Raw genomic sequence first — 24,440 nt, forward strand, 5'->3', positions numbered from 1 at the left:
GTCAGAGAACCTCCAGTGTAGGATGCGCGGCCCTGCCCTGGCAGTCAGTCGCCAACCGCTCCTTCGTTCCACAGCCTTTGGAACCCGAAAAAGCTATGTCATCGCGTAAATTTGGACTCAACCTGGTCGTGGTGCTCGCCATCGCAGCCTTGTTTACCGGCTTCTGGGCACTGATAAATCGCCCGGTCACCGCTCCCAACTGGCCCGAACAGATCTCCGGCTTCTCCTATTCGCCATTCCAGCAAGGCCAGTACCCGCAAAAAGATCAATATCCAAGCGACGATGAAATGCGCCGTGACCTGGAGATCATGAGCAAGCTGACGGACAACATCCGCACTTACTCGGTCGACGGTACGTTGGGCGACATCCCCAAGTTGGCGGAAGAATTTGGCCTGCGCGTGACCCTCGGGATCTGGATCAGCCCGGATGAGGAGCGCAACGAGCGGGAAATCCTGCGCGCCATTGAAATCGCCAACACGTCGCGCAGCGTAGTGCGGGTGGTTGTAGGCAACGAGGCAATCTTCCGTAAGGAAATTACCGCTGCCGAGCTCGGCATGATCCTCGACCGCGTGCGCGCGGCGGTGAAAGTGCCCGTTACCACATCTGAACAATGGCACGTCTGGGAAGAACACCCGGAACTGGCTAAACATGTCGACCTGATCGCCGCTCACGTGCTGCCCTACTGGGAGTTCATCCCGGTGGACAAGGCCGGGCAGTTCGTCCTGGACCGTGCCCGCGACCTGAAAAAAATGTTCCCCAAGAAACCCCTGCTGCTTTCGGAGGTTGGCTGGCCGAGTAACGGCCGCATGCGCGGCGGCGCCGACGCGTCGCCGGCAGACCAGGCGATCTATTTGCGTACGCTGGTCAACAAGCTCAACCGCCAGGGCTTCAACTACTTTGTGATCGAGGCCTTCGACCAGCCGTGGAAGGCCAGTGATGAAGGCTCGGTGGGCGCTTATTGGGGTGTGTTCAACGCCGCGCGCCAGCAGAAATTCAACTTTGAAGGCCCGGTGGTCGCGATCCCGCAATGGCGTGTGCTGGCGGTCGGCTCGGTGGTATTGGCGTTGCTCTCCCTGACGCTGCTGATGATCGACGGCTCGGCATTGCGCCAGCGTGGTCGGACCTTCCTGACCTTCATCGCGTTCCTGTGCGGTTCGGTGCTGGTGTGGATCGGTTACGACTACAGCCTGCAATACAGCACCTGGTTCAGCCTGACGGTGGGCATCCTGCTCGCCCTCGGTGCGTTCGGGGTGTTTATCGTGCTGCTGACCGAGGCCCATGAACTGGCTGAAGCGGTCTGGACGCACAAACGCCGGCGAGAATTCCTGCCGGTCGTGGGGGATTCGGACTACAGGCCGAAGGTCTCGATCCACGTGCCTTGCTATAACGAGCCGCCGGAGATGGTTAAACAGACCCTCAACGCCCTGGCCAACCTCGACTATCCGGACTTCGAAGTCCTGATTATCGACAACAACACCAAGGACCCGGCAGTCTGGGAACCGGTGCGCGATTATTGCGCAACCCTGGGGCCGCGCTTCAAGTTCTTCCACGTCGCGCCCCTGGCAGGCTTCAAGGGTGGCGCGCTGAACTACCTGATCCCGCACACCGCCAAGGATGCCGAAGTCATCGCGGTAATCGACTCCGATTACTGCGTCGACCCGAACTGGCTCAAGCACATGGTGCCGCACTTCGCCGACCCGAAAATCGCCGTGGTGCAATCGCCACAGGATTATCGCGACCAGAACGAAAGCACCTTCAAGAAGCTCTGCTATGCGGAATACAAAGGCTTCTTCCACATCGGCATGGTCACCCGCAACGACCGTGACGCGATTATCCAGCACGGCACCATGACCATGACCCGTCGCTCAGTGCTCGAAGAGCTCGGCTGGGCTGACTGGTGCATCTGTGAAGACGCCGAGCTGGGCCTGCGCGTATTCGAAAAAGGCCTGTCGGCGGCGTATTACCACACCAGCTACGGCAAAGGACTGATGCCCGATACCTTTATCGACTTCAAGAAACAGCGTTTCCGCTGGGCCTATGGCGCGATTCAGATCATCAAGCGACACACTGCCAGCCTGCTGCGCGGCAAGGGCACCGAGCTGACACGGGGCCAGCGTTACCACTTCCTCGCGGGCTGGCTGCCGTGGGTGGCGGATGGCATGAACATCTTCTTCACTGTCGGCGCCCTGCTCTGGTCGGCTGCGATGATCATCGTGCCGCAGCGGGTCGATCCACCGTTGCTGATCTTCGCGATTCCGCCGCTGGCGCTGTTCGTGTTCAAGGTCGGCAAGATCATCTTCCTGTACCGCCGCGCGGTGGGCGTGAACCTGAAGGATGCGTTTTGCGCGGCGTTGGCCGGGCTGGCGTTGTCACACACCATCGCCAAAGCGGTGCTGTACGGGTTCTTCACCAGCAGCATTCCGTTCTTCCGCACGCCGAAGAATGCCGACAACCACGGCTTCTGGGTGGCGATTTCGGAAGCTCGGGAAGAGGTGTTCATCATGTTGCTGTTGTGGGGCGCGGCGCTGGGGATTTACCTGGTGAACGGCATGCCGAGCAACGACATGCGCTTCTGGGTGATCATGTTGCTGGTGCAATCGCTGCCCTACCTGGCCGCGTTGATCATGGCATTCCTCTCCTCGCTGCCTAAACCTGCCGCCGAGCCGGAGACGGCGCCGGCAGTCTAAATCTTTGCCGATGCACTAAACGGCGGCCAATGGCCGCCGTTTTGCTTTAAGATAACCGCCATTTTGCAGGGCCCAGCCCATCTCCTGTGGGAGCAAAGCTTGCTCGCGATTGCCGTGACGCGGTGTAACACAAAGACCGCATCATCATTCATCGCGAGCAAGCTTTGCTCCCACAAATCAAGCTTCTGGAGTTTCCCATGACGGCCCACGCCGACCTTTCGCCGACCCTTCAACTCGCCATCGACCTGATCCGCCGTCCGTCCGTGACGCCGCTTGATGCCGATTGCCAGAAGCAGATGATGCAGCGCCTGGGCGATGCCGGCTTCACGCTGGAGCCGATGCGCATCGAGGATGTGGATAACTTCTGGGCCACCCACGGTCAGGAAGAAGGCCCGGTGTTGTGTTTCGCCGGCCACACCGACGTCGTGCCAACCGGCCCGGTGGCCGCGTGGCAGATCGACCCGTTCAACGCGCTGATCGATGAACACGGCATGCTCTGCGGCCGCGGCGCGGCGGACATGAAGGGCAGCCTGGCGTCCATGACCGTGGCCGCCGAGCGTTTTGTTGCCGACTACCCGAATCACAAGGGCAAGGTCGCGTTCCTGATTACCAGCGACGAAGAAGGTCCGGCGCATCACGGCACCAAAGCCGTGGTCGAGCGCCTGGCGGCACGCAAGGAGCGCCTGGACTGGTGCATCGTCGGCGAACCGTCGAGCACTACTTTAGTGGGTGACGTAGTCAAGAATGGTCGCCGTGGCTCCCTCGGCGCCAAGTTGACCGTGCGCGGCGTACAAGGTCACGTGGCCTACCCGCACCTGGCGAAGAACCCGATCCACCTGGCCGCCCCGGCACTGGCCGAGCTGGCCGCCGAGCACTGGGACAACGGCAACGACTTCTTCCCGCCGACCAGCTTCCAGATTTCCAACGTGAATTCCGGCACCGGCGCGACCAACGTGATCCCGGGCGACCTGGTGGCGGTGTTCAACTTCCGTTTCTCCACTGAATCCACGGTTGAAGGCCTGCAGAAGCGCGTGGCCGACATTCTCGATCAGCATGGCCTGGACTGGCACATCGACTGGGCGCTGTCCGGCCTGCCGTTCCTCACCGAGCCGGGCGCCCTGCTGGATGCCGTGGCATCGAGCATCAAGGACATCACTGGTCGCGAGACCAAGGCGTCCACCAGCGGTGGCACCTCCGACGGGCGTTTCATCGCAACCATGGGCACCCAGGTCGTTGAGCTCGGGCCGGTCAACGCGACCATTCACCAGGTTAACGAACGTGTGCTGGCCGCCGATCTCGACGTGCTGACCGAAATTTACTACCAGACCCTGATCAAGTTGCTCGCCTGATGCTCGCCTGTCCGATTTGCAGCGAACCGCTGAATGCGGTGGACAACGGCGTAGCCTGCCCCGCCGGGCACCGGTTCGACCGTGCACGCCAGGGTTATCTCAACCTGCTGCCGGTACAGCACAAGAACAGCCGTGACCCTGGGGATAACCTGGCGATGGTCGAGGCGCGCCGCGACTTCCTCAATGCTGGTCATTACGCCCCGGTCGCCCGGCGCCTGGCCCAGCTGGCGGCGCAATACGCACCGCAACGCTGGCTGGACATCGGTTGTGGCGAGGGCTACTACACCGCACAGATCGCCCAGGCCCTGCCCAATGCCGACGGCTACGCGCTGGACATCTCCCGGGAAGCGGTCAAACGCGCCTGCAAGCGCAACCCGCAGCTGACGTGGTTGATTGCCAGTATGGCGCGGGTGCCACTGGCTTCCGGCAGCTGCCAATTCCTCGCCAGCGTCTTCAGCCCTCTGGACTGGGAAGAGGCCAAGCGCCTGCTCAGCCCCGGTGGCGGCCTGATGAAGGTCGGGCCGACCAGCGGCCACCTGATGGAATTACGCGAACGCCTGTACGATGAAGTCCGTGAATACACTGACGACAAGCACCTGGCCCTGGTGCCGGACGGCATGGTGCTGCAACACAGTGAAACCCTGGAATTTCGCCTGACGCTGGAAAGTGGCCAGGACCGTGCCAACCTGTTGGCCATGACCCCCCATGGCTGGCGCGCCAGTGCCGAACGCCGCACGGCGGTCATCGAGCAGGTTGAACCGTTCGAGGTCACGGTTTCAATGCGTTACGATTACTTCGTACTTCAATAATTTTTGGTCTCGAGCAAACAGCTTGAGGCCGGCTAAATCCGCGAATGGATTTTTCAGACCCGCAGTGAGGACATCCATGCGCCAACCCGATATCGAGATTTACCTGAAAGACGCCGACGTCGACTACAAGGCTGTAGCAGCCTGGCTCAGTCAGGCGTTGGGCCCGTGCACCGACTGGGTCCAGAAGGGCCAGACCTACAAGTGCAAGGCCGGCAATGTGCCGGTGACCTGGCTGCCAAAGGCTGTAGGAAAATGGAACAGCCTGTACCTGGAAAGCGACCAGACTCCGTGGGAAGACGACATCGCCTGCGCCCGCGCTGCATTTGCTGCGCTGAACGTCGAAGTGCGCTGCGCGCCGGGGAGTTGGGTCGAGGAAGAAGGTGAAGAGTCGGCGGATCGCTGGATGCGGATCAGCGCGGATGGTGAAGAAGAGATCACCTGGAAAACAGCATAAGCGACGCCGATCAAATGTGGGAGCGGGCTTGCTCGCGAATGCGGTGTGTCAGTCGACATCAACTTTGACTGATACGCCGCATTCGCGAGCAAGCCCGCTCCCACAGTGGTTTTGGGTGATCCGTAAGATAAGCTTTACAACCCAACAACATCCTCAGCCTGCAACCCCTTCTCCCCCGTCACCACCGCATATTCAACCTGCTGACCTTCAGCCAGCGAGCGATGCCCCTCGCCACGGATCGCGCGGTAGTGCACGAACACGTCCACCCCGTCCTCGCGTTGAATGAAGCCATAACCCTTGGCGTCGTTGAACCATTTCACATTGCCGGTCTCGCGCGTTGCCATGAATCGTACCTCTTCTTTTTATTGTTGAGGGGCGAGTATATGACAGCCCGGAAAACTCTCAACTCAACTTTACTTACCCGCTTTTTTGCCGATTTTCGATGAATCCGGCACACTATCGGCCGCCCGAGCAAACGCTCGGTCTCACTCACTCACGCAGAAGCCGTATGACCCGCTCCCCGTTTCGCCGTCTAGTGTTTGGCACCCTGCGTCGACTGCTGTATCTCTGGGTACGCTCGGAGACGATCAACCAGTCGTCGTTCACTCTCAACCTCGACCGCAGTCGGCCGGTGTTCTACGTCCTGCAAAATCCATCGCTGACCGACCTGGCCGTGGTCGATACCGAATGCACCAAGGCTGGCCTGCCACGCCCGGTCCTGCCGGTATCGGTGGGTAACCTGTTGGAGCCGGCGGCGTTTTTCTACCTGACGCCCGACCCCGACTGGCTCGGCCGCCAGGACAAGCGTGGCGCACCGCCGACGCTGACCCGCCTGGTCAGCGCGCTGAGCCAGAATGCCGCCGAAGACGCGCAGATCATCCCGGTCAGCGTGTTCTGGGGGCAGTCGCCGGACAGCGAATCGAGCCCGTGGAAACTGCTGTTCGCCGACAGCTGGGCGGTCACCGGGCGCCTGCGCCGGCTACTCAGCATCGTCGTGCTGGGGCGCAAGACCCGCGTGCAGTTTTCCGCACCGATCCACCTGCGTGAGCTGATCGACCATAACAAGGGCCATGAACGCACCGTGCGCATGGCGCAGCGCATCCTGCGGGTGCACTTTCGCAACCTGAAAGCCGCAGTGATCGGTCCGGACATTTCCCACCGGCGCAATCTGGTCAAGGGTCTGCTCAACCAGCCACTGGTCAAGCAGGCGATCCTCGACGAAGCCGAGCGCGAAAACATCTCCCCGGAAAAAGCCAAGGCCCAGGCCCTGCGCTACGGCAACGAGATCGCCTCGGACTACACCTACACCGCGATCCGCTTCCTGGAAGTGGTACTGAGCTGGTTCTGGAACAAGATCTACGACGGGATCAAGGTCAACCACATCGAAGGCGTGCAGAAGGTCGCCCAAGGTCACGAAGTCATCTACGTGCCGTGCCATCGCAGCCATATTGACTACCTGCTGCTGTCCTACCTGCTGTTTCGCAACGGCCTGACTCCGCCGCACATCGCCGCCGGGATCAACCTCAACATGCCGGTGATCGGCAGCCTGCTGCGCCGCGGCGGGGCGTTTTTCATGCGCCGCACGTTCAAGGGCAACCCGCTCTACACCTCGGTGTTCAACGAATATCTGCACACCCTGTTCACCAAAGGTTTCCCGGTCGAATATTTCGTCGAGGGTGGCCGTTCACGCACCGGGCGCATGCTGCAACCGAAAACCGGGATGCTGGCCATCACCTTGCGCAGCTTCCTGCGCTCCTCGCGCATGCCCATCGTTTTCGTCCCGGTGTACATCGGTTACGAGCGAGTGCTGGAAGGCCGCACCTACCTCGGCGAGCTGCGCGGCGCCACCAAGAAGAAGGAGTCGATCTTCGACATCTTCAAGGTCATCGGCGCCCTCAAGCAACGCTTCGGCCAGGTGGCCGTCAACTTCGGCGAACCGATCAAGCTGGCGGAGTTCCTCGACAGCGAGCAGCCAGACTGGCGCCAGCAGGAGCTCGGCCCGCAGTACAAGCCAGCGTGGCTCAACGAAACCACCAACCGCCTTGGAGAGAAGGTCGCGCAACACCTGAACGAAGCGGCGGCCATCAACCCGGTCAACCTGGTAGCGCTCGCGCTGCTCTCCACCAGCCGCCTGGCCCTGGATGATCGTGCCATGGCGCGAGTACTCGACCTGTATCTGGCGCTGCTGCGCAAAGTGCCGTACTCGCCGCATACCACCTTGCCGGAAGGCGATGGCCGAGCGCTGATCGAGCATGTGAAGGATATGGACCTGCTCTCCGAGCAGAGCGATGCCCTGGGCAAAATCCTGTATCTGGATGAGCAGAACGCCGTCCTGATGACCTACTACCGCAACAACGTGCTGCACATTTTCGCATTGCCCGCGCTCTTGGCCAGTTTCTTCCAGAGCGCATCGCGCATGAGCCGGGAGCAGATCCTGCGTTATACCCGTGCGTTGTATCCGTACCTGCAGTCGGAGCTGTTCATCCGCTGGTCCCTGGACGACCTTGATGCGGTGGTCGATCAATGGCTCGAAGCGTTCGTCGAACAGGGCCTGTTGCGATTCGAAAACAATGTCTACCTGCGCCCGGCACCCAGCTCGCGGCACTTCGTGTTGCTGACCCTGTTGTCCAAAAGCATTGCGCAGACCCTGCAGCGTTTCTACATGACCGTGTCCCTGCTACTAAACAGCGGCCAACACAGCATCAGCGCCGAAGAACTGGAAGACCTGTGCACCGTCATGGCCCAGCGCCTGTCTATCCTGCACGGCCTGAACGCGCCGGAGTTCTTCGACAAGAGCCTGTTCCGACATTTCATCCAGACCATGCTGGACCTTGACGTGTTGCGCCGCGACGAAGCCGGCAAGCTCAGTTATCACGAGCTGCTCGGTGAGCTGGCCGAAGGTGCAGCGAAGCGGGTGTTGCCGGCGGAAATTCGCCTGTCGATCCGTCAAGTCGCCTTGCATCGCAGTGAAGATGCGGCGGAGTTGGTAACGCCGGTCTGACGCTATTAATGTTTGGCAGGAACAAGGACGTTTCTGCCGTACCCAGCAAACTATTCGCCTCGGATCGAAGGAATTACCCTACATAGAAATGACGAAACTCTCTTTATGGTGAGTACTCGTCAACTCCGACGAGTCATTGATATGGAAATCAGCATGAATAACAAAACCGTCAAAACAATCAGTGGCCGCGTGCATTACCTCGCAAGGATGGGTCTGCCACCTGACTCGATACTGGAGGTCAGCCTGCTGGATGTTTCCCTGGCAGATGCACCTGCCAAGGTTCTGGACGTACAAGTGACACCCAATGCTCGCGACGCCGGGTTGCACTTCAACCTGACGTACGACCTTGCGGATGTCTTCAGCAATCACACGTACGCAATCAGTGCGCGCATTACCCACAATGACCACTTGATCTTCTACACCACCACGCAACATCAAGTGGTCCTGGGCGTCGATCACTTGCAAGGGCAAGAAGTGCTGGTCGACCCCGTCTGAGAATCACCAACTGAGTACCCGGCGCGTTTCCTGAAACTACATAGATCTATGTTTGCATGGGATCTCGCCCGCAAAATCCGGTAGATTGCAGTTGGCGCCGAGCTTTCACCGGCGTCAACTTCAAGGATTAGTCATGAAAAAACTCGCATTCCTGGGACTGGCAGTATTGCTCAGTGCCTGTCAAACCCCGAAACCTCACGCCACCACCAGCCTCGACGGCGAAGTCTTTTATCTGCAGCGCATCGCACTGCCGCCAACCGCCACCCTGAGCGTCAGCTTGCAGGACGTATCCCTGGCCGACGCGCCAGCAGTAGTCCTCGACGAGCACAAAGGCCCGGTGAAAGGCCAGGTGCCGCTGCCGTTTCACCTGAGCTACGATCCGGCGCAGGTCAAACCCGGCCATCGTTATTCGGTCAGCGCGCGCATTGAAGATAATGGCCAGCTGCTGTTCATCACCACCGAAAATCACGCCGTGCAACTGGATGGCAGCGACCCGCAGCCGTTGAAAATCCGCGTCGACGCCGCCCGCTGACACTCTTTGCTCTACAAGGAAGCCGCCATGCTCCGCACCACCCTTCGCTTCACCGGCCTCTGCGCAGGATTGCTGATCAGCGCCAACGCCCTGGCGTTGTCGCTGAACGACCTGTCACAAAAAGACGCTACCGGTGGCCTCAAGGACGCCCTGACCCAGGGTGCTCAGCTCGCCGTCAAACAACTCGGCACTCCGGGTGGCTTCAGCAACAATCCGGAAGTGAAAATCGAGCTGCCGGGCAAACTGGGCAAAGTCGCCAGCAAAATGAAACAGTTCGGCATGGGAGCCCAGGTCGATCAACTGGAGACCAGCATGAACAAGGCTGCGGAAGCTGCCGTGGTCCAGGCCCAGCCGATCCTTGTGGATGCGGTGAAGAAGATGACAGTCGACGATGCCAAGGGCATTCTCAGCGGCGGTGATGAATCGGCCACGCAGTACCTGAGCAAAACCAGCCGCGAACAGATCCGTGTGAAATTCCTGCCCATCGTCAAGCAAGCCACCGACCAGGTTGGCCTGGCCAAGCAATACAACTCCTTCGCCGGCCAGGCGGCCACGCTGGGTGTATTGGATGCCAAGAACGCCAACATCGAAGGTTACGTGACCGAACAGGCACTGAACGGTCTGTTCGAGATGATCGGCAAGCAGGAACAAACCATCCGTAATAATCCGGCAGCTGCGGCGACCAGCCTGGCCAAGAAGGTGTTCGGCACCCTGTAACTTTTCCTACATCAATCTCAAAACTGTCCGATATTGAGATAGCGGCTTCCAGATGCTGTACTCGCGTCTCAAATTTATGAGTTTTTGAGACTGCAGCGATGAAAAAGCCACCCGCGCTGAGCGGTCGAACCGATCCGGTATTCGATCTCTTGGCGCGTTCTCCCCACAAAAATCGCCTCGCAGATTACCTGACGCTGCTCAAGCCCCTCGACGGCCAAGGTCGGTATCTGCCTTTCGAGGAGCTACGCTACCGCTGGGCGCCAGGGCTGGACGCTCACTCCAGGCCGGAGTGGAAGGCATTGACGACGCGCAGTATTCGCCCGGTACTCTGAGGAGCAATGACGAAGTGGTAGTTCAGGATGGCGAGGGCAATGTCGTCCACACCCCGCCCCCTGCGGCCGGGCTGGCTTCACGCCTGCAGATGTTGTGCAAATGCATTGAACGGGCTGGTTGCTCTGAACCTGTTCGAGAAAAGAAAGATCGGGCGCGAATGGGTGTTCTTTCTACGCGCCCAGAATATTGCCCGATAGGACTCAGGCAGGATCCTTCCTGATACGAAACCACGCCGCATACAAAGCCGGCAGGAACAATAGCGTCAACGCTGTTGCCACGATCAGGCCGCCCATGATGGCAACCGCCATCGGCCCGAAGAATACGCTGCGTGACAGCGGGATCATCGCCAGCACTGCCGCCAGCGCCGTCAGCACGATCGGCCGGAAGCGCCGCACGGTCGCTTCGATGATCGCTTGCCATGGCGTCAGCCCGCTGGCGATATCCTGTTCGATCTGGTCCACCAGGATCACCGAGTTGCGCATGATCATCCCTGACAGGGCAATGGTTCCGAGCATCGCGACGAAACCGAACGGTTGACGGAATATCAGCAGGAACAGCGTCACGCCGATCAGCCCCAGGGGCGCGGTCAGGAATACCATGACCGTGCGCGAGAAGCTGCGCAGTTGCAGCATCAGCAGGGTCAGCACAACCACGATAAACAGTGGTACGCCGGCCTTCACCGAGTTCTGACCGCGGGCCGAATCTTCGACAGTGCCACCGACATCCAGCAGGTAGCCGTCCGGCAGTTCGGCGCGAATCGGGTCGAGGGTCGGCATGATCTGCGCCACCAGGGTCGCCGGTTGCTCCTTGCCGTAGATATCGGCCCGAACCGTGACGTTCGGCAGGCGATTGCGATGCCAGATGATGCCCTCTTCGAAGCCGTACTCCAGAGTGGCGATCTGCGACAGTGCCACGCTGCGCCCGTTATCGGTCGGCACCGCCAGGCTCGGCAGCAACGACAGCTCGGTGCGTTCGTGCAAGGTGCCGCGCAGCAGGATCTCGATCAACTCGTTGTCTTCGCGATACTGGCTGACGCTGGAACCGGTGAGCGAACTCTGGAGGAATTTAGACAGATTCGCCGTGCTCACCCCAAGCGCCCGCGCCCGGTCCTGATCGATGTTCAGGTACACCACCTTGCTCGGCTCTTCCCAGTCCAGGTGCACGTTGACCACATGCGGATTTTCGCGAACTTTCGCCGCGACTTTGCGCGCCAGGGCACGCACTTCCTCGATATGTTCGCCGGTTACCCGGAACTGCACGGGATACCCCACAGGAGGGCCGTTTTCCAGGCGTGTCACCCGCGAGCGCAGCGCCGGGAATTGTTCGTTGAGGGTCTCGATCAGCCAGGTGCGCAGGGGTTCGCGGTCCTCGATGGTCTTGGCCAGCACCACAAACTGGGCGAAGCTGGCGGCTGGCAACTGCTGGTCCAGGGGCAGGTAAAAGCGCGGCGAGCCGGTGCCCACGTAGGCCACATAATTATCGATACCGGCGTGATCCTTGAGCAGTGCTTCGAGGCGCTTGACCTCTTCGGCGGTGTTGCTCAGGGACGCGCCCTCGGCCAGCTTCAGGTCGACCATCAACTCCAGGCGACCGGACGCCGGGAAAAACTGCTGCGGCACGAAGCGGAACAGCGCAATCGAGGCAATGAACAACACCACGGTCAGCACGATCACCGTCTTGCGCCAGCGCACGCACCACTCCACCAGGCGCCGCACGCGCTGGTAGAAAGGCGTGCCGTAAGGATCCGGCTGTCCGCTGCCGTGTTTGGCTGCGTGAATTTTCGCCAGATCCGGCAGGAGTTTTTCCCCCAGGTACGGCACGAAGACGACGGCAGCGACCCAGGACGCCAGCAACGCGATAGTCACTACCTGGAAGATCGAGCGGGTGTACTCGCCAGTACCCGATTGCGCCGTGGCAATTGGCAGGAAGCCCGCAGCGGTGATCAGCGTGCCGGTGAGCATGGGGAACGCGGTGCTGGTCCAGGCATAGCTCGCCGCCTTAACCCGGTCGAAGCCCTGCTCCATTTTGATCGCCATCATTTCCACGGCGATGATTGCATCGTCCACCAGCAAGCCCAGCGCCAGCACCAAAGCGCCGAGCGAGATCTTGTGCAAGCCGATGCCGAGGTAATACATGCAGGCGAATGTCATCGCCAGTACCAAGGGAATCGCCAGCGCCACGACCATGCCGGTGCGCACGCCAAGGGAAAAGAAGCTCACCAGCAACACGATCGCCAGGGCTTCCACCAGCACCTGGATGAATTCGCCGACCCCCGTTTTCACTGCCGCCGGCTGGTCCGAGACCTTGCGCAACTGCATGCCGGCCGGAAGGTTCTTCTGGATCCGATCAAACTCGATTTCCAGGGCCTTGCCCAGCACCAGGATGTCGCCGCCGTCCTTCATTGCAACGGCCAGGCCGATGGCATCCTGCGCCATGAACCGCATGCGTGGCGCGGGAGGATCGTTGAAGCCGCGACGCACGTTGGCCACATCGGAAATGCGGAATGTACGATCGCCCACCCGGATCGGAAAGTTCTTTATCTCGTCGACTGTCTGAAAATTCCCCGAGACCCGTAGCTGCAACCGCTCGCTGGTGGTTTCAAAGAATCCCGCCGTCGAGACCGCGTTCTGTTCCTGCAAGGCCTGCTGTACCGCGGCCAGGGGCAACCCGAGTGTGGCGAGCTTGACGTTGGACAGCTCGACCCAGATCTTCTCGTCTTGCAGGCCAAGCAGCTCGACCTTGCCCACATCCTTGACGCGCTGCAGCTGGATCTGGATGCGATCGGCGTAATCCTTGAGTACCGCGTAGTCGAAGCCATCGCCGGTCAGGGCGTAGATATTGCCGAAGGTGGTGCCAAATTCATCGTTGAAGAACGGCCCCTGGATGCCTGGGGGCAGAGTGTGGCGAATGTCGCTGATCTTCTTGCGTACCTGATACCACAGCTCGGGAATCTGCACCGAGTGCATGGAATCGCGGGCGATAAACGTGACCTGGGACTCACCCGGGCGGGAGAACGACACGATGCGTTCATACTCCCCGGTTTCCATCAGTTTCTTTTCAACGCGCTCGGTGACCTGCCGCGAGACTTCCTCGGCCGTGGCGCCCGGCCAGTTGGTGCGAATCACCATGGCCTTGAAAGTGAACGGCGGATCTTCGCTCTGCCCGAGCTTGGTGTAGGAAAGCGCTCCAACCACCGCCAGCAACAACATCAGGAACAGTACGATCTGGCGGTTACGCAACGCCCATTCGGAAAGATTGAAGCCCATCGGGTTTACTCCTTGTCCGCCAGATTGATCACGCGGTTGGAGCGGTCCACCGGACGCACCTGCTGCCCGTCATGCAACACATGCACACCGGCGGCGACTACCCAATCACTGGCAGTCAGGCCTTCGAGCACCGGCACGCTCTTCTCGCCGAAGGCGCCGACCCGCACCGGGGCTTTTTTCAGGGTGTTGTTGGCGCCGAGTATCCAGACATAGGTAGCGCCGTTTTCTGCGGTCACTGCCGAGAGCGGCACCGACAGCGATACCACTTCAGCCGCCTGGATAAACACCCGGGCACTCTGGCCGAGCTCGGCGGGGACCTTACCGGCAGTGAAGGCAATACGCGCGGCGAAGGTGCGCGACTTCGGATCGGCCGCCGGCGACAGCTCGCGGATGCGCCCGGCGAAACGCTGGTCAGGTTGGGTCCAGAGCTCCACGGACACCGGCTGGCCCACTTTGAACCGGCCAACACTTTGCTCCGGCAGGCTGATCAATACTTCGCGCTCACCATCGGTGGCCAAGGTAAACACGGTTTGTCCGGCGGCGACCACCTGCCCGACTTCCACCGCACGCTTGGCCACCACGCCGTCCTGGGGAGCCCGCAATACTGCATAGCTGGCCTGGTTGGTCGACACGTTAAATTCGGCTCTGATTTGCTTGAGACGCGCTTCACCGGAGCGGAAGAGATTTTCGGCATTGTCGTACGCCGAACGGCTGACCATCTGACGGTCCATCAGGGTCTTGTAGCGATCACGCTCGGCTCGCACCAGGTTGAGATTGGCTTCAGCCGCCGCGACCTGGGCACGGGTGGCCTCCAGTTGCAGGCGTACGTCCTGAGGATCGAGTTCGGCCAGCGGCTGATCGGCCTTGACCCGTTGCCCCTCCTCGACCAGTCGTCGAATGACCTTGCCGCCAATACGGAAACCCAGCTCCGGCTCGTAACGGGCCCGCACCTCCCCGGGATAACTGTCCATTGCCTGCGCCGAAGGCTCTGGCTGCACCATCATGGCCGGTCGTACAGTGACCTTGGGCGCCTCCTCGTGACCACACGCGGACAATAAAAAAGCCAGACCGACTGGCAACGCGAGGGGCAAGGCATAGCGGAACATGGTGAAGGACCTTTCGCTAATGGTGCTTGGAATAATTATACTGGCCAGTATGTTATTAATAGCAAACTCACCAGTCCAGTATTAAAGCGAAGAATGTCCAACAATCTTTCAGCCCCCAACGGCCCTGGCCGCCCCAAGGATCTGGCCAAGCGCCAGGCGATCCTCGATGCAGCAAAAATCCTCTTCCTCAGCAACGGCTACGCGAGCACCAGCATGGACGCGGTGGCAGCCGAAGCCGGGGTTTCCAAGCTCACGGTGTACAGCCATTTCAACGACAAAGAGACGCTGTTTTCCGCGGCCGTGGTGGCCAAATGCGAAGAGCAACTGCCGCCGTTGTTCTTTGAACTCCCCGACGGCATTGCGGTGGAAACGGTGCTACTGAACATTGCCCGGGGATTTCACCAGCTGATCAACAGCGATGAGTCGGTGAACCTGCATCGCCTGATGATGACCCTGGGCAGCCAGGATCCGAAGCTGTCCCTGATCTTTTTCGAAGCAGGGCCGGAGCGCATGCTGCATGGCATGGAGCGATTGCTGGGCAGGATCAATCAGAGCGGCGCGCTGAGCATCGACAAACCGCGCAACGCGGCCGAGCATTTCTTTTGCCTGCTCAAGGGTGCGGGGAATTTTCGCCTGCTGTATGGCTGCGGCGAGCCGCTGGCCGGCGAGGCTGCGGAGAGTCATGTGCGCGAAGTGGTGGGGTTGTTTATGCGGGCTTACCGGCCGGATTAGCCTGCTGGATTGTTGGTGTCAGCACCGGCGCCATCGCGAGCAGGCTCACTCCTACATTGGGATTGATCCCTGTAGGAGTGAGCCTGCTCGCGATGGGTGCGACTCGGTCTCAGGACTTGAGCGCCTTCTTCGGATAAATATCATACCGACTCGATTTCCCATCCAGTGCATAGCTCGGCTTCGGCCCCTCGATGCACGGTGCCTTGCGCGGGCGCTTGACCACCACCCGATGGCTGGCCAGGGCTAAGGCAGCAGCGAGCAAGGCCGGGGCATCCAGGTCATCGCCCACCAGCGGCCGAAACAGGCGCATCTCCTTCTTCACCAGCGCGGTTTTCTCTCGGTGCGGGAACATTGGGTCCAGGTAGATCACCTGCGGCGGCTCACCTTGCCAATTGCGCATCACCTCGATCGAGTTGCCCTTGAGCAAGCGCATGCGCGCCACGATCGGTGCCACGTCAAAATCCTCCGCTGCCCGCAGCAGGCCATCTTCCAGCAAGGCGCCAATCAATGGCTGACGTTCGATCAGGCTCATCTCGCAGCCAAGACTCGCCAGCACGAACGCATCCTTGCCCAGACCCGCCGTGGCATCCAGCACCCGCGGGCGCACGCCTTGGCCGATGCCTACCGCCTTGGCAATCATCTGTCCGGTACCGCCGCCGAACAAGCGCCTGTGGGCGGCGCCGCCTTCGACAAAATCCACCCGCACCGGGCCGGGCGCATCCGGCCCCAGCTGTTGCAGCTGCAACCCCTGCTCGCCTACCTGCAGCGCGAACTCGGCGTCGGCCACCAGCAACGGCAAACCCAGGCGCTCGGCCCATTGTTCGGCCTGTGACTGGAAAGTCGTGCCCAGGGCTTCGACATGGATGCGGCAGGCCGCCGGTTGCTCAATCATGGAAAACACTCAAAAAATTAATGATCGGCAAAAACGGCCGATAACAAAAGTATCGAGCATTTTGCCAGAGCTGAGCGTCGACCGAGAAAAATGTCAGCCATTCAACCCATCATCACCGGCTTTATCTCGCCCTACGGCGATTACAGCCTGCGAAATTCCCAAGCACTGAGCGGTGTCAGTCACCTGTGGCAGGATTTTTTTGCCCGGGCCCTGGCCGATCAGTCGAAGGAAGATGTGCTGCCGGCTTCGCTGGATTTCCCACCGGTCGATCTCGATAGCCCGGTCGAACCCACCGTCGGTAGCGACCTGTTGGCGCATATCGTTTCCCAGCGCGAATGTAACGTGCAGGACACCGAAATCCGCCCGCCCGAGCCGCTGTTCCTGCCGATTGCCGAATTCGAGCTGCACTTGGCCGACAAACCCTTCCCGCCGTTCCCGGAAGAAGAAATCGTCGCCCAGCAAAAACAGCAGGACTTCGAAAGCGCCTGGGTTCGCCCGATTGTGCTCAATGCTGTCCCGCCACTCGCAGACGCCGGCCCGGCGCCACAACCGCGTCCGCTGCACCTGCCGATTGCCGAATTCGAACTCGAGTTGCTGGACAAACCATTCCCGCCCTTCTCGCCTGAAGAGCTGGTGGATCAGCAGAAAAACTTCGACTTCGACATCGGCTGGGCTCGCCCGATCGTCCTGCACAACCTGCGCATCGCCGCCTGACCCTCAGCGGCACACCGACCACGGCCCGACATCCACATGAAAGTGATTGCGATGGGCGGCGTTGTAATCCGGGCTCAAGACCACGCTGAACAATTCGCAGGCACCATCGCGCACCTGTCGTAGGAACTGCGCGTCGCGGTTCTCCCGTGGCCAATCCTTGAGCACGCTGATCGATCGCCCATCCGCCAGGCGAAAACCGGCAATGTCCAGCGCGTCGGCGGACGCATGCTGGCTGCGCCGGGCATTTTCGCGCCCATAAACGTTACGACAGGCGAAGCTGCCGAGATGATCGACCCGCGTCACCGCCTGACCGTAGGCCGCCTGAGCTGCCGGCTGCAGCGCGTGGCGTGCAAATAGCGCGAAGGATACGGCCAGTGGGCAACTGGCCAGGAAGCTGCTGCTCAGGGCCACCTCGCCACCCTGCACGCGCAAGGTATTGATCAACGGACAGGTTGCGTCGCGACTGTCGGCCTGGCGGCTGGTGCGCAAGCCGGAACTGGCCAGGGCCTGGTCACACAACTGCGGATCGGCGCGCAAACGCATGAGCTTGTAGCGAGTGAGGAAATTCGGCGCAGCGGCAACGTCCAGCGGCGCCCAGGGGTTCCATTGCGGCGGCAGGGCAATCCAGCCACGCCAGACGCCCGCTGCGCTTATGCCGATAATCAATAGCAGCAACCACAGCCACCAGCGCATCGTCAGCCCTTGAACAATTGATTGGCCTGGGCGTACGGCATGGACCTAGCGGTGAAGCCAAACGTGCCGGCTTCCTTGATCTCCTGGGCTGCGCGGAAAAACTCGCCATAGGCCGCCAGGGCCAGGGCCGAACCAACACTGATGCGCTTGACGCCCATGTCGTTCAACTGCGCGACCGTGAGCTTTAGCCCGCCGGACATCAATACATTGATCGGCTTGGGCGCGACCGCACGAACCACCGCCAGCACGTCCTCGGCACTGCGCAAACCGGGTGCATACAGCACGTCGGCGCCGGCTTCGGCAAACGCCTGCAAGCGGCGAATGGTGTCATCCAGGTCGGGATTGCCATGCAGGAAGTTTTCCGCCCGGGCCGTCAGCGTGAAGGCAAAGGGCAGGCTGCGAGCGGCGGTCACCGCCGCTTCGATGCGCGCCACGGCATGCTCGAAGCAATAGATTGGAGCGTCTTCGCGGCCCGTCGCGTCTTCGATCGAACCGCCGACAGCCCCGGCCTCTGCCGCACGCAGAATACTCTGCGCACATTCGGCGGGATCGTCGGCAAAGCCGTTCTCCAGATCGACCGCTACTGGCAGATCCGTGGCGGCGACGATCGCCCGGACATTGGCCAGGGTGTCCTCCAGGCTCAGCCCGCCGTCAGGGCGAGCATTGGAAAAAGCGTAACCGGCGCTGGTGGTGGCAAGTGCCTGGAACCCCAGGCTGGCGAGCATTTTCGCCGAACCGGCGTCCCAAGGATTGGGGATAACAAAGGCCTCGTCGCGTTCATGCAGCGCTCTGAACGCCTGGGCTCGAAGGGTTTGCGCATCCATTGGCAGGCTCCTGAAAAAGACCAATCGCAGCTCAGAGCAGACCAAGTTGCTCGGCGGCGGGCTCTCTGTATAGCTCAGGCAGCGGCGGCAGGCCAGGTAAACGCAGCATCAGTTGGGTATGGAAGCGTTGCGCGAGCTTCGCCGCCAGCAGGTTGTCGGCGGTGTGCAGGAAGATATAGGGCGTGCGCCCCTCCTCTATCCACTGGGCGATTTTTCCCACCCACGGCACCAGGAACGGATCATTCGCCTCCAGTTGCGGATGACCAATGAAGCGCACCTGGGGATGTTGCGTGAACGCGGCCGGGCGGGTCGCCACGTTGGGCTTTTTCGCCTGGGCGTCGAGCACTGCAGGATCGGTCGAGGTGCAACTGAACAGTGCCCGGGGGTCGAGGCAGATTCGTTCGACTGCGCGATCGCGCAACAATCGATTGAGCATCCGCTCGCTGTCGCCCTTGGCAAAAAATTCGCGATGACGCACTTCCACCGCCAGCGGCCGCTCCAGCGCATCAATGAACCCGGCCAGTTCCGGCAGGCGCTGCGGCGTGAAGCTCTTCGACAGTTGCAGCCATAGTGGCGAAACCCTTTGCCCGAGCGGGCTGAGCAGCTGCATGAAAGTCTCGGCGGCGGTCAGCTGTTCACGCAGGTCGCCATTGTGGCTGATGTCGCCAGGGAATTTGGCAGTGAAGCGAAAGTGTTCGGGCATGGTCTCGGCCCAGCGCTGCACAGTACTGGCAGCGGGGCTCGCGTAGAAGGTGGTGTTACCTTCGACGGCGTTGAACACCTGGGAATACAGCGAGAGAAATTCGCTGGGTTTAGCGTCTTGTGGATAGAAGTAATCGCGCCAGGCGTTCTCACTCCAGGACGGGCAGCCGAGGTAATACGGCAGCAGCATCAGATGTACAGGTCGAGACCCAGCACATCTGCATCCCAATCGACGAAACCGGCAGTGCTGAGGTAGCTGGCCAGGGCCATCGCGACGCTCTTGCTCATGGCACGATGGTAGATCATGTCTTGCTGACGAGCAGGGAGATTGCTCAGGCGCTGCGCAGCAGCTTTGGCGGTGCGGGCAGCCAGTTGCTCTTCGGACGGATATTCCAGCTCACCGTCGATATCGACCGGTTCGTCTTCCACCACAGTGCTCTTACGCTGTTGGCGCTTGATGGGGTAGGACTGAGAGGGGAAGCCGTCTATACGCATAAAGTCATGCTCGGTATCGATGATGGCAGTTTAGTGGCGCGCGAGGCTCTTCGCAAACTGCCGAGTGATAACTAGAACACAGAAAGGGCAAAAGGTTTAAATGCTGGGGGAATAAATCGACGATTGGCTGGGCCCGTCAGGTGGCTATCGCGGGCAAGCCTTGCTCCCACAGAGGGTGGGTTGTCCAGAAAAAGTCAGCAGCACAACCCTTGTGGGAGCAAGGCTTGCCCGCGATTGGGCTCACCCTGATTCAAGCCTTACCGCGCTTTAGGCGTCGCCACCTTATCGCGCAAATAAACCGGCTGTGCCTCATCCGCCACGATTGCCTCGCCGCGTTCCCAGGCAAATCGCGCCAGCGTCAGCAGGTCTTCAGCGTGCGGCAACATGCCCGCATCCTGCCCGGCGAGCTCGACAGCAATGCGCTCGGCATAACCCCAACCGGTACCGGCACCGAACCATTCGCCACTGGCATCGGCAGGCAATGCCGCGGATTCCGGCGCCAACACCGCCTCGGCCCCCACCAGGCGCATTTCCCCCGCCGTCTCGCGGTAACAGCCCCAGTACACTTCATCCATGCGCGCATCGATCGCTGCGGCTACCTGGGTTACGCCATGCTCGCGCAAGGCCCGCTGCGCCAGCACCGCCAGGTTGGACACTGGCAGCACCGGGCGATCCAGGGCAAACGCCAGCCCCTGGACCACGCCAATGGCAATCCGTACTCCGGTAAACGCCCCTGGCCCACGGCCGAAAGCAATGGCGTCGACCGCCTGCAAGGTGGTCCCGGCGTCTGCCAGCAACTGCTGGATCATCGGTAACAGCTTTTGCGCGTGCAGGCGCGGGATCACCTCGTAATGGCTCGTGACCTTGCCGTCATGCAGCAGGGCAACAGAGCAAGCTTCAGTCGCGGTGTCCAGGGCCAGCAAGGTGCTCATCGATGTATCCGTCAGAGATTCAGAAAAAGTGCGCCAGTATAAACAACTACGGCCCGCAAGCGGGCCGTAGAACAGCAAGCAGCTATCAGCTCAGTGCTTCAAGCACCTTGCCGGTGATCGCTTCAACCGAACCGACGCCAGCAATGTGGCTGTACTTCGGCTTGCCGTCGGTTTCAGCCGACAGCTTCTGGTAGAAAGCCACCAGCGGTTTGGTCTGGGAATGGTAGACCGACAGGCGATGACGCACGGTTTCTTCGGTGTCGTCCTTGCGCTGCACCAGGTCTTCACCGGTGATGTCGTCTTTACCAGCAGTTTTCGGCGGGTTGTAGACGGTGTGGTACACGCGGCCGCTGGCCTCGTGAACCCGGCGGCCGGCGATGCGCTGAACGATTTCTTCGTCGTCAACGGCGATCTCGACTACGTGATCCAGTTCCACGCCGGCTTTGACCAGTGCTTCAGCCTGCGGAATGGTGCGCGGGAAACCGTCGAACAGGAATCCATTGGCGCAGTCAGCCTGGCTGATGCGTTCCTTGACCAGGTTGATGATCAGGTCGTCGGAGACCAGGCCACCGCTGTCCATGACGCTCTTGGCGATCAGGCCCAGCTCGGTGCCGGCCTTGACCGCTGCACGCAGCATGTCGCCAGTGGAGATTTGCGGAATGCCGAATTTTTCGGTGATGAACTTCGCCTGAGTACCTTTACCGGCCCCGGGAGCTCCCAGCAGAATGACGCGCATCGATGTGCTCCTCAATTTTTTATATGGATAACGTCAGATTCGCCTCATGGGGCCAATCTCAAAAATAGGGTCGTGACCGCCCAAACGGCCAAAGGCTGATCAAGATACACAGCAGTTCCTGCCCACACAAGCCGCCGAAAGTCGGAGAAACCCGCGCCTTGCGTGACTTTGCGAAGGGGTACCCCAAGTCGCAACCCCATCACTAACTGTCGCCTGACCGCACTTTAGCGCGACTCGCCGGCAGGCAGCCGACACCTGACGCAGGTGTCGGACGCCACCGGGAAAATGTTAGCCGGTGTTACGCAAGCCGGCGGCAATCCCCGCCACAGACACCAGCAGCGCCTGTTCTACCGGGCTGCCTTGCGTGACTTCCTGCTGCCGCGAGCGCGCCAGCAACTCCGCCTGCAATAGATGCAGCGGGTCAAGGTAAGTGTTACGCAGGCGGATGAATTCGAGGGTCGCCGGACTATGCGCCAGCAGTTGCGACTGACCGGTCAGCCCAAGGACCACAGTGCAGGCCTGCGACAATAGGTCGCGTAAATGCGCGCCCAATGGCAGCAGATCCGGCTCGACCAGACGCTCGTCATAGGAGCGGGCGATGTCGGCGTCCGCCTTGGCCAAGACCATCTCCAGCATATCGATGCGCGTGCGGAAGAACGGCCACTGTTCGCGCATCTGTCCCAGCAGGTCACCTTCGCCGCGCTCCAGGGCCTTGCTCAACGCTGCTTCCCAGCCGAGCCAGGCCGGCAACATCAGGCGGGTCTGGGTCCAGCCGAAAATCCACGGAATGGCCCGCAGGCTTTCAATACCACCGGCACGTCGCTTCGCCGGGCGACTGCCCAGCGGCAGACGACCGAGCTCCTGTTCCGGAGTGGACTGGCGGAAATACTCGACGAACTGCGGATTTTCCCGCACCACTGCGCGATAGGCTTTGACCCCATCGGCGGCCAGCTCGTCCATCAGATCGCGCCAGGCCGGCTCCGGGGGCGGCGGTGGCAACAACGTTGCCTCGAGCACGGCCGCCAGATACAGGTTGAGGTTCTGTTCGGCGATGTCCGGTAGGCCGAACTTGAAGCGGATCATTTCTCCCTGCTCGGTGGTGCGGAATCGTCCAGCGACCGACCCCGGCGGTTGCGAGAGGATGGCCGCGTGGGCCGGGCCGCCGCCACGTCCGACGGTGCCACCGCGACCGTGGAACAACAGCAGCTCCACTTGCTGCTCGCGGCAAATGTCGACCAGGCGTTCCTGCGCTCGATACTGCGCCCAGGCCGCTGCCGTGGTGCCCGCGTCCTTGGCCGAGTCGGAGTAGCCGATCATTACTTCCTGCGGGCCTTGCAGGCGCGAACGATAGCCAGGCAGGAGCAACAGTTTTTCGATCACCGGGCCGGCGTTATCCAGGTCGGCGAGAGTCTCGAACAGCGGCACTACCCGCATCGGCCGCAACACTCCGGCCTCCTTGAGCAGCAGTTGCACGGCCAGCACGTCCGAGGCGGCGCCGGCCATGGAGATCACATATGAGCCCAGTGAAGCGCCCGGCGCCGCAGCGATTTCCCGGCAGGTGGCGAGCACTTCGGCGGTGTCGGCGGAAGGTTTGAAGTACGCCGGCAGCAGTGGCCGCCGGTTGCCCAGCTCGCGCATCAGGAACTCGATGCGCTCTTCCTCGCTCCAGTCTTCGTAACGCCCCAGGCCCAGGTAATCAGTGATTTCGGTCATGGCCGACGAATGCCGCGAAGAGTCCTGACGCACATCCAGACGCACCAGGAACAATCCGAACGTCACCGCCCGGCGCAGGCAATCGAGCAGCGGCCCATCGGCAATCACGCCCATGCCGCACTCGTGCAGCGACTGATAACACAGCTGCAGCGGGTCCAGCAGGTCGCGGTTGTTTTGCAGTACATCCGCGGTTGCCGGCGTGCTGGCGGTGAGGGATGCATGCGCCCAGTTACGCGTCGCGCGCAGGCGTTCACGCAGTTGCTTGAGCACTGCGCGATAAGGTTCGGCGCTGTCGCCAGCCTTGGCCTTGAGTGCGTCGCTGGCCTGCTGCATCGACAATTCCGCCGCCAACTGATCGATATCTCGAACGTACAGATCGGCAGCCATCCAGCGCGCCAGCAGCAGCACTTCGCGGGTGACCGTCGCCGTGACATTCGGGTTGCCGTCGCGATCGCCGCCCATCCAGGAGGCAAAGCGAATGGGCGCCGCTTCCAGCGCAAGGTGTAAACCGGTGGCGTCGTACAGGGCCTTGTCGGCCTTGCGCAGATAATTCGGGATGGCGTGCCACAGCGAATGTTCGATGACCGCAAAACCCCACTTCGCCTCGTCCACGGGCGTCGGTCGGGTGCGGCGGATTTCTTCGGTGTGCCAGGCCTCGGCGATCAGACGCTGCAATTTGACCTGGATCTGTTCGCGCTCGGCACTCGTGAGGTCGCGATGGTCCTGAGCGGCCAGTTGCGCGGCGATGGCGTCGTATTTCTGGATCAGGGTGCGGCGAGCCACCTCAGTCGGGTGCGCGGTCAACACCAGTTCGATTTCCAGGCGTCCCAGCTGGCGTGCCAACGCTTCAGCGCCGTGGCCTTCGGCGAGCAAGCGAGCCAGCAGTTCCGGCAGTACTCGGGTTTCGAATGGTGCGGGTTGGGACTCGTCACGCCGGTGGATCAACTGGTACTGCTCGGCGATATTGGCCAGATTGAGAAACTGGTTGAACGCCCGCGCAACCGGGAGCAATTCGTCTTCGCTCAACTGGTTGAGGCTGGCGCTCAGCTCGGCGTCCATCGAACCACGACGGTCGGCCTTGGCGCCTTTGCGAATCTGCTCGATCTTGTCGAGAAAGCCATCGCCATACTGCTCGCGGATGGTGTTGCCCAACAGCTCACCCAGCAGGTGAACATCCTCGCGCAAGCGTGCATCAATATCGGTCATCAGCAGTTCTCCAGCAGAAAATCCGGGCGGCCATGAACCTCAAGAGTGCCGC

Annotated in this window: 21 protein-coding genes and 1 pseudogene; 11 read left to right on the forward strand and 11 right to left on the reverse strand. The window is 61.1% G+C overall.

Annotated elements, in window-relative coordinates:
• The first annotated feature begins 95 nt into the window (after positions 1-95).
• From ORL50_RS03845 to ORL50_RS03860, 4 genes are all read left to right on the forward strand, one after another.
• Complete coding sequence (locus ORL50_RS03845; RefSeq protein WP_266009958.1) at positions 96-2,687, forward strand: glycosyltransferase; 2,592 nt, start codon at positions 96-98, stop codon at positions 2,685-2,687.
• 197 nt (positions 2,688-2,884) lie between these two features.
• Positions 2,885-4,036, forward strand: a complete 1,152-nt coding sequence (gene dapE / locus ORL50_RS03850) for a succinyl-diaminopimelate desuccinylase (protein WP_266009960.1) — start codon at positions 2,885-2,887, stop codon at positions 4,034-4,036.
• A complete protein-coding gene (locus ORL50_RS03855) occupies positions 4,036-4,845 on the forward strand; it encodes a putative RNA methyltransferase (RefSeq protein ID WP_266009962.1) in 810 nt (269 codons plus the stop codon). The genes dapE and ORL50_RS03855 overlap by 1 nt, the downstream gene beginning before the upstream one ends.
• 76 nt (positions 4,846-4,921) lie before the next feature.
• The gene (locus ORL50_RS03860; protein ID WP_266009964.1) at positions 4,922-5,299 is read left to right on the forward strand and encodes a hypothetical protein; all 378 of its coding nucleotides are present in this window, start codon (positions 4,922-4,924) and stop codon (positions 5,297-5,299) included.
• Between the two features lie 134 nt (positions 5,300-5,433).
• On the opposite strand, the gene ORL50_RS03865 is transcribed toward ORL50_RS03860, so the two are convergent.
• Positions 5,434-5,643, reverse strand: coding sequence for a cold-shock protein (locus tag ORL50_RS03865; RefSeq protein WP_010462862.1), 210 nt, complete (start codon positions 5,641-5,643; stop codon positions 5,434-5,436).
• Between the two features lie 164 nt (positions 5,644-5,807).
• Here ORL50_RS03865 and plsB point away from each other — a divergent pair, with 164 nt between their 5' ends.
• The 5 genes and pseudogenes from plsB to ORL50_RS03890 form a co-directional block, all read left to right on the forward strand.
• Positions 5,808-8,300, forward strand: a complete 2,493-nt coding sequence (plsB, locus tag ORL50_RS03870; protein ID WP_266009974.1) for a glycerol-3-phosphate 1-O-acyltransferase PlsB — start codon at positions 5,808-5,810, stop codon at positions 8,298-8,300.
• A gap of 153 nt (positions 8,301-8,453) precedes the next feature.
• Positions 8,454-8,795, forward strand: a complete 342-nt coding sequence (locus ORL50_RS03875; RefSeq protein WP_266009976.1) for a YbaY family lipoprotein — start codon at positions 8,454-8,456, stop codon at positions 8,793-8,795.
• A 133-nt stretch (positions 8,796-8,928) separates the two neighbouring features.
• Positions 8,929-9,327, forward strand: coding sequence for a YbaY family lipoprotein (locus ORL50_RS03880; RefSeq protein ID WP_266009978.1), 399 nt, complete (start codon positions 8,929-8,931; stop codon positions 9,325-9,327).
• Positions 9,328-9,354: 27 nt separating this feature from the next.
• Positions 9,355-10,044, forward strand: coding sequence for a DUF4197 domain-containing protein (locus tag ORL50_RS03885; protein ID WP_266009980.1), 690 nt, complete (start codon positions 9,355-9,357; stop codon positions 10,042-10,044).
• Between the two features lie 98 nt (positions 10,045-10,142).
• A pseudogene (locus tag ORL50_RS03890) lies at positions 10,143-10,492 on the forward strand (hypothetical protein); the annotation flags it as partial.
• An 85-nt stretch (positions 10,493-10,577) separates the two neighbouring features.
• Here ORL50_RS03890 and ORL50_RS03895 read toward each other — a convergent pair.
• The gene (locus tag ORL50_RS03895; RefSeq protein WP_266009982.1) at positions 10,578-13,643 is read right to left on the reverse strand and encodes an efflux RND transporter permease subunit; all 3,066 of its coding nucleotides are present in this window, start codon (positions 13,641-13,643) and stop codon (positions 10,578-10,580) included.
• Positions 13,644-13,648: 5 nt separating this feature from the next.
• Positions 13,649-14,749 (reverse strand): efflux RND transporter periplasmic adaptor subunit, encoded by a 1,101-nt coding sequence (locus ORL50_RS03900; protein WP_266009984.1) that lies wholly within the window; start codon positions 14,747-14,749, stop codon positions 13,649-13,651.
• Between the two features lie 93 nt (positions 14,750-14,842).
• Here ORL50_RS03900 and ORL50_RS03905 point away from each other — a divergent pair, with 93 nt between their 5' ends.
• Positions 14,843-15,481: a TetR/AcrR family transcriptional regulator gene (locus ORL50_RS03905; protein WP_266009986.1), complete on the forward strand. Its 639-nt coding sequence runs from the start codon at positions 14,843-14,845 to the stop codon at positions 15,479-15,481.
• Positions 15,482-15,590: 109 nt separating this feature from the next.
• On the opposite strand, the gene ORL50_RS03910 is transcribed toward ORL50_RS03905, so the two are convergent.
• Positions 15,591-16,373, reverse strand: a complete 783-nt coding sequence (locus ORL50_RS03910; RefSeq protein ID WP_416236003.1) for a class I SAM-dependent methyltransferase — start codon at positions 16,371-16,373, stop codon at positions 15,591-15,593.
• A gap of 90 nt (positions 16,374-16,463) precedes the next feature.
• On the opposite strand from ORL50_RS03910, the gene ORL50_RS03915 reads away from it, so the two are divergent.
• The gene (locus tag ORL50_RS03915; protein ID WP_266009987.1) at positions 16,464-17,087 is read left to right on the forward strand and encodes an energy transducer TonB; all 624 of its coding nucleotides are present in this window, start codon (positions 16,464-16,466) and stop codon (positions 17,085-17,087) included.
• A 3-nt stretch (positions 17,088-17,090) separates the two neighbouring features.
• Here the strand turns inward: ORL50_RS03915 and ORL50_RS03920 are convergent, their stop codons facing one another.
• The 7 genes from ORL50_RS03920 to ppc all read right to left on the reverse strand — a co-directional run bounded on the left by ORL50_RS03920 (position 17,091) and on the right by ppc (position 24,388).
• Positions 17,091-17,780 carry an extensin-like domain-containing protein gene (locus ORL50_RS03920; RefSeq protein WP_266009989.1) on the reverse strand — a complete coding sequence of 230 codons (690 nt, stop codon included), beginning with the start codon at positions 17,778-17,780 and terminating at the stop codon, positions 17,091-17,093.
• Positions 17,781-17,782: 2 nt separating this feature from the next.
• A complete protein-coding gene (locus ORL50_RS03925) occupies positions 17,783-18,604 on the reverse strand; it encodes an isocitrate lyase/PEP mutase family protein (protein ID WP_266009991.1) in 822 nt (273 codons plus the stop codon).
• 31 nt (positions 18,605-18,635) lie between these two features.
• Positions 18,636-19,496 carry a DUF72 domain-containing protein gene (locus ORL50_RS03930; protein ID WP_266009993.1) on the reverse strand — a complete coding sequence of 287 codons (861 nt, stop codon included), beginning with the start codon at positions 19,494-19,496 and terminating at the stop codon, positions 18,636-18,638.
• Positions 19,496-19,801, reverse strand: a complete 306-nt coding sequence (locus tag ORL50_RS03935; protein ID WP_266009995.1) for a hypothetical protein — start codon at positions 19,799-19,801, stop codon at positions 19,496-19,498. The genes ORL50_RS03930 and ORL50_RS03935 overlap by 1 nt, the downstream gene beginning before the upstream one ends.
• Before the next feature lie 257 nt (positions 19,802-20,058).
• Positions 20,059-20,733: a tRNA (adenosine(37)-N6)-threonylcarbamoyltransferase complex dimerization subunit type 1 TsaB gene (tsaB, locus tag ORL50_RS03940; RefSeq protein WP_266009997.1), complete on the reverse strand. Its 675-nt coding sequence runs from the start codon at positions 20,731-20,733 to the stop codon at positions 20,059-20,061.
• 85 nt (positions 20,734-20,818) lie between these two features.
• Entirely contained in the window at positions 20,819-21,469 is a 651-nt protein-coding gene (gene adk, locus ORL50_RS03945) for an adenylate kinase (RefSeq protein WP_266009999.1), read from the reverse strand.
• 288 nt (positions 21,470-21,757) lie between these two features.
• Positions 21,758-24,388, reverse strand: a complete 2,631-nt coding sequence (ppc, locus tag ORL50_RS03950) for a phosphoenolpyruvate carboxylase (RefSeq protein WP_266010001.1) — start codon at positions 24,386-24,388, stop codon at positions 21,758-21,760.
• Positions 24,389-24,440 lie beyond the last annotated feature (52 nt).

This window comes from Pseudomonas sp. RIT-562 (assembly GCF_026241895.1).
Lineage (GTDB): Bacteria > Pseudomonadota > Gammaproteobacteria > Pseudomonadales > Pseudomonadaceae > Aquipseudomonas > Aquipseudomonas mandelii_F.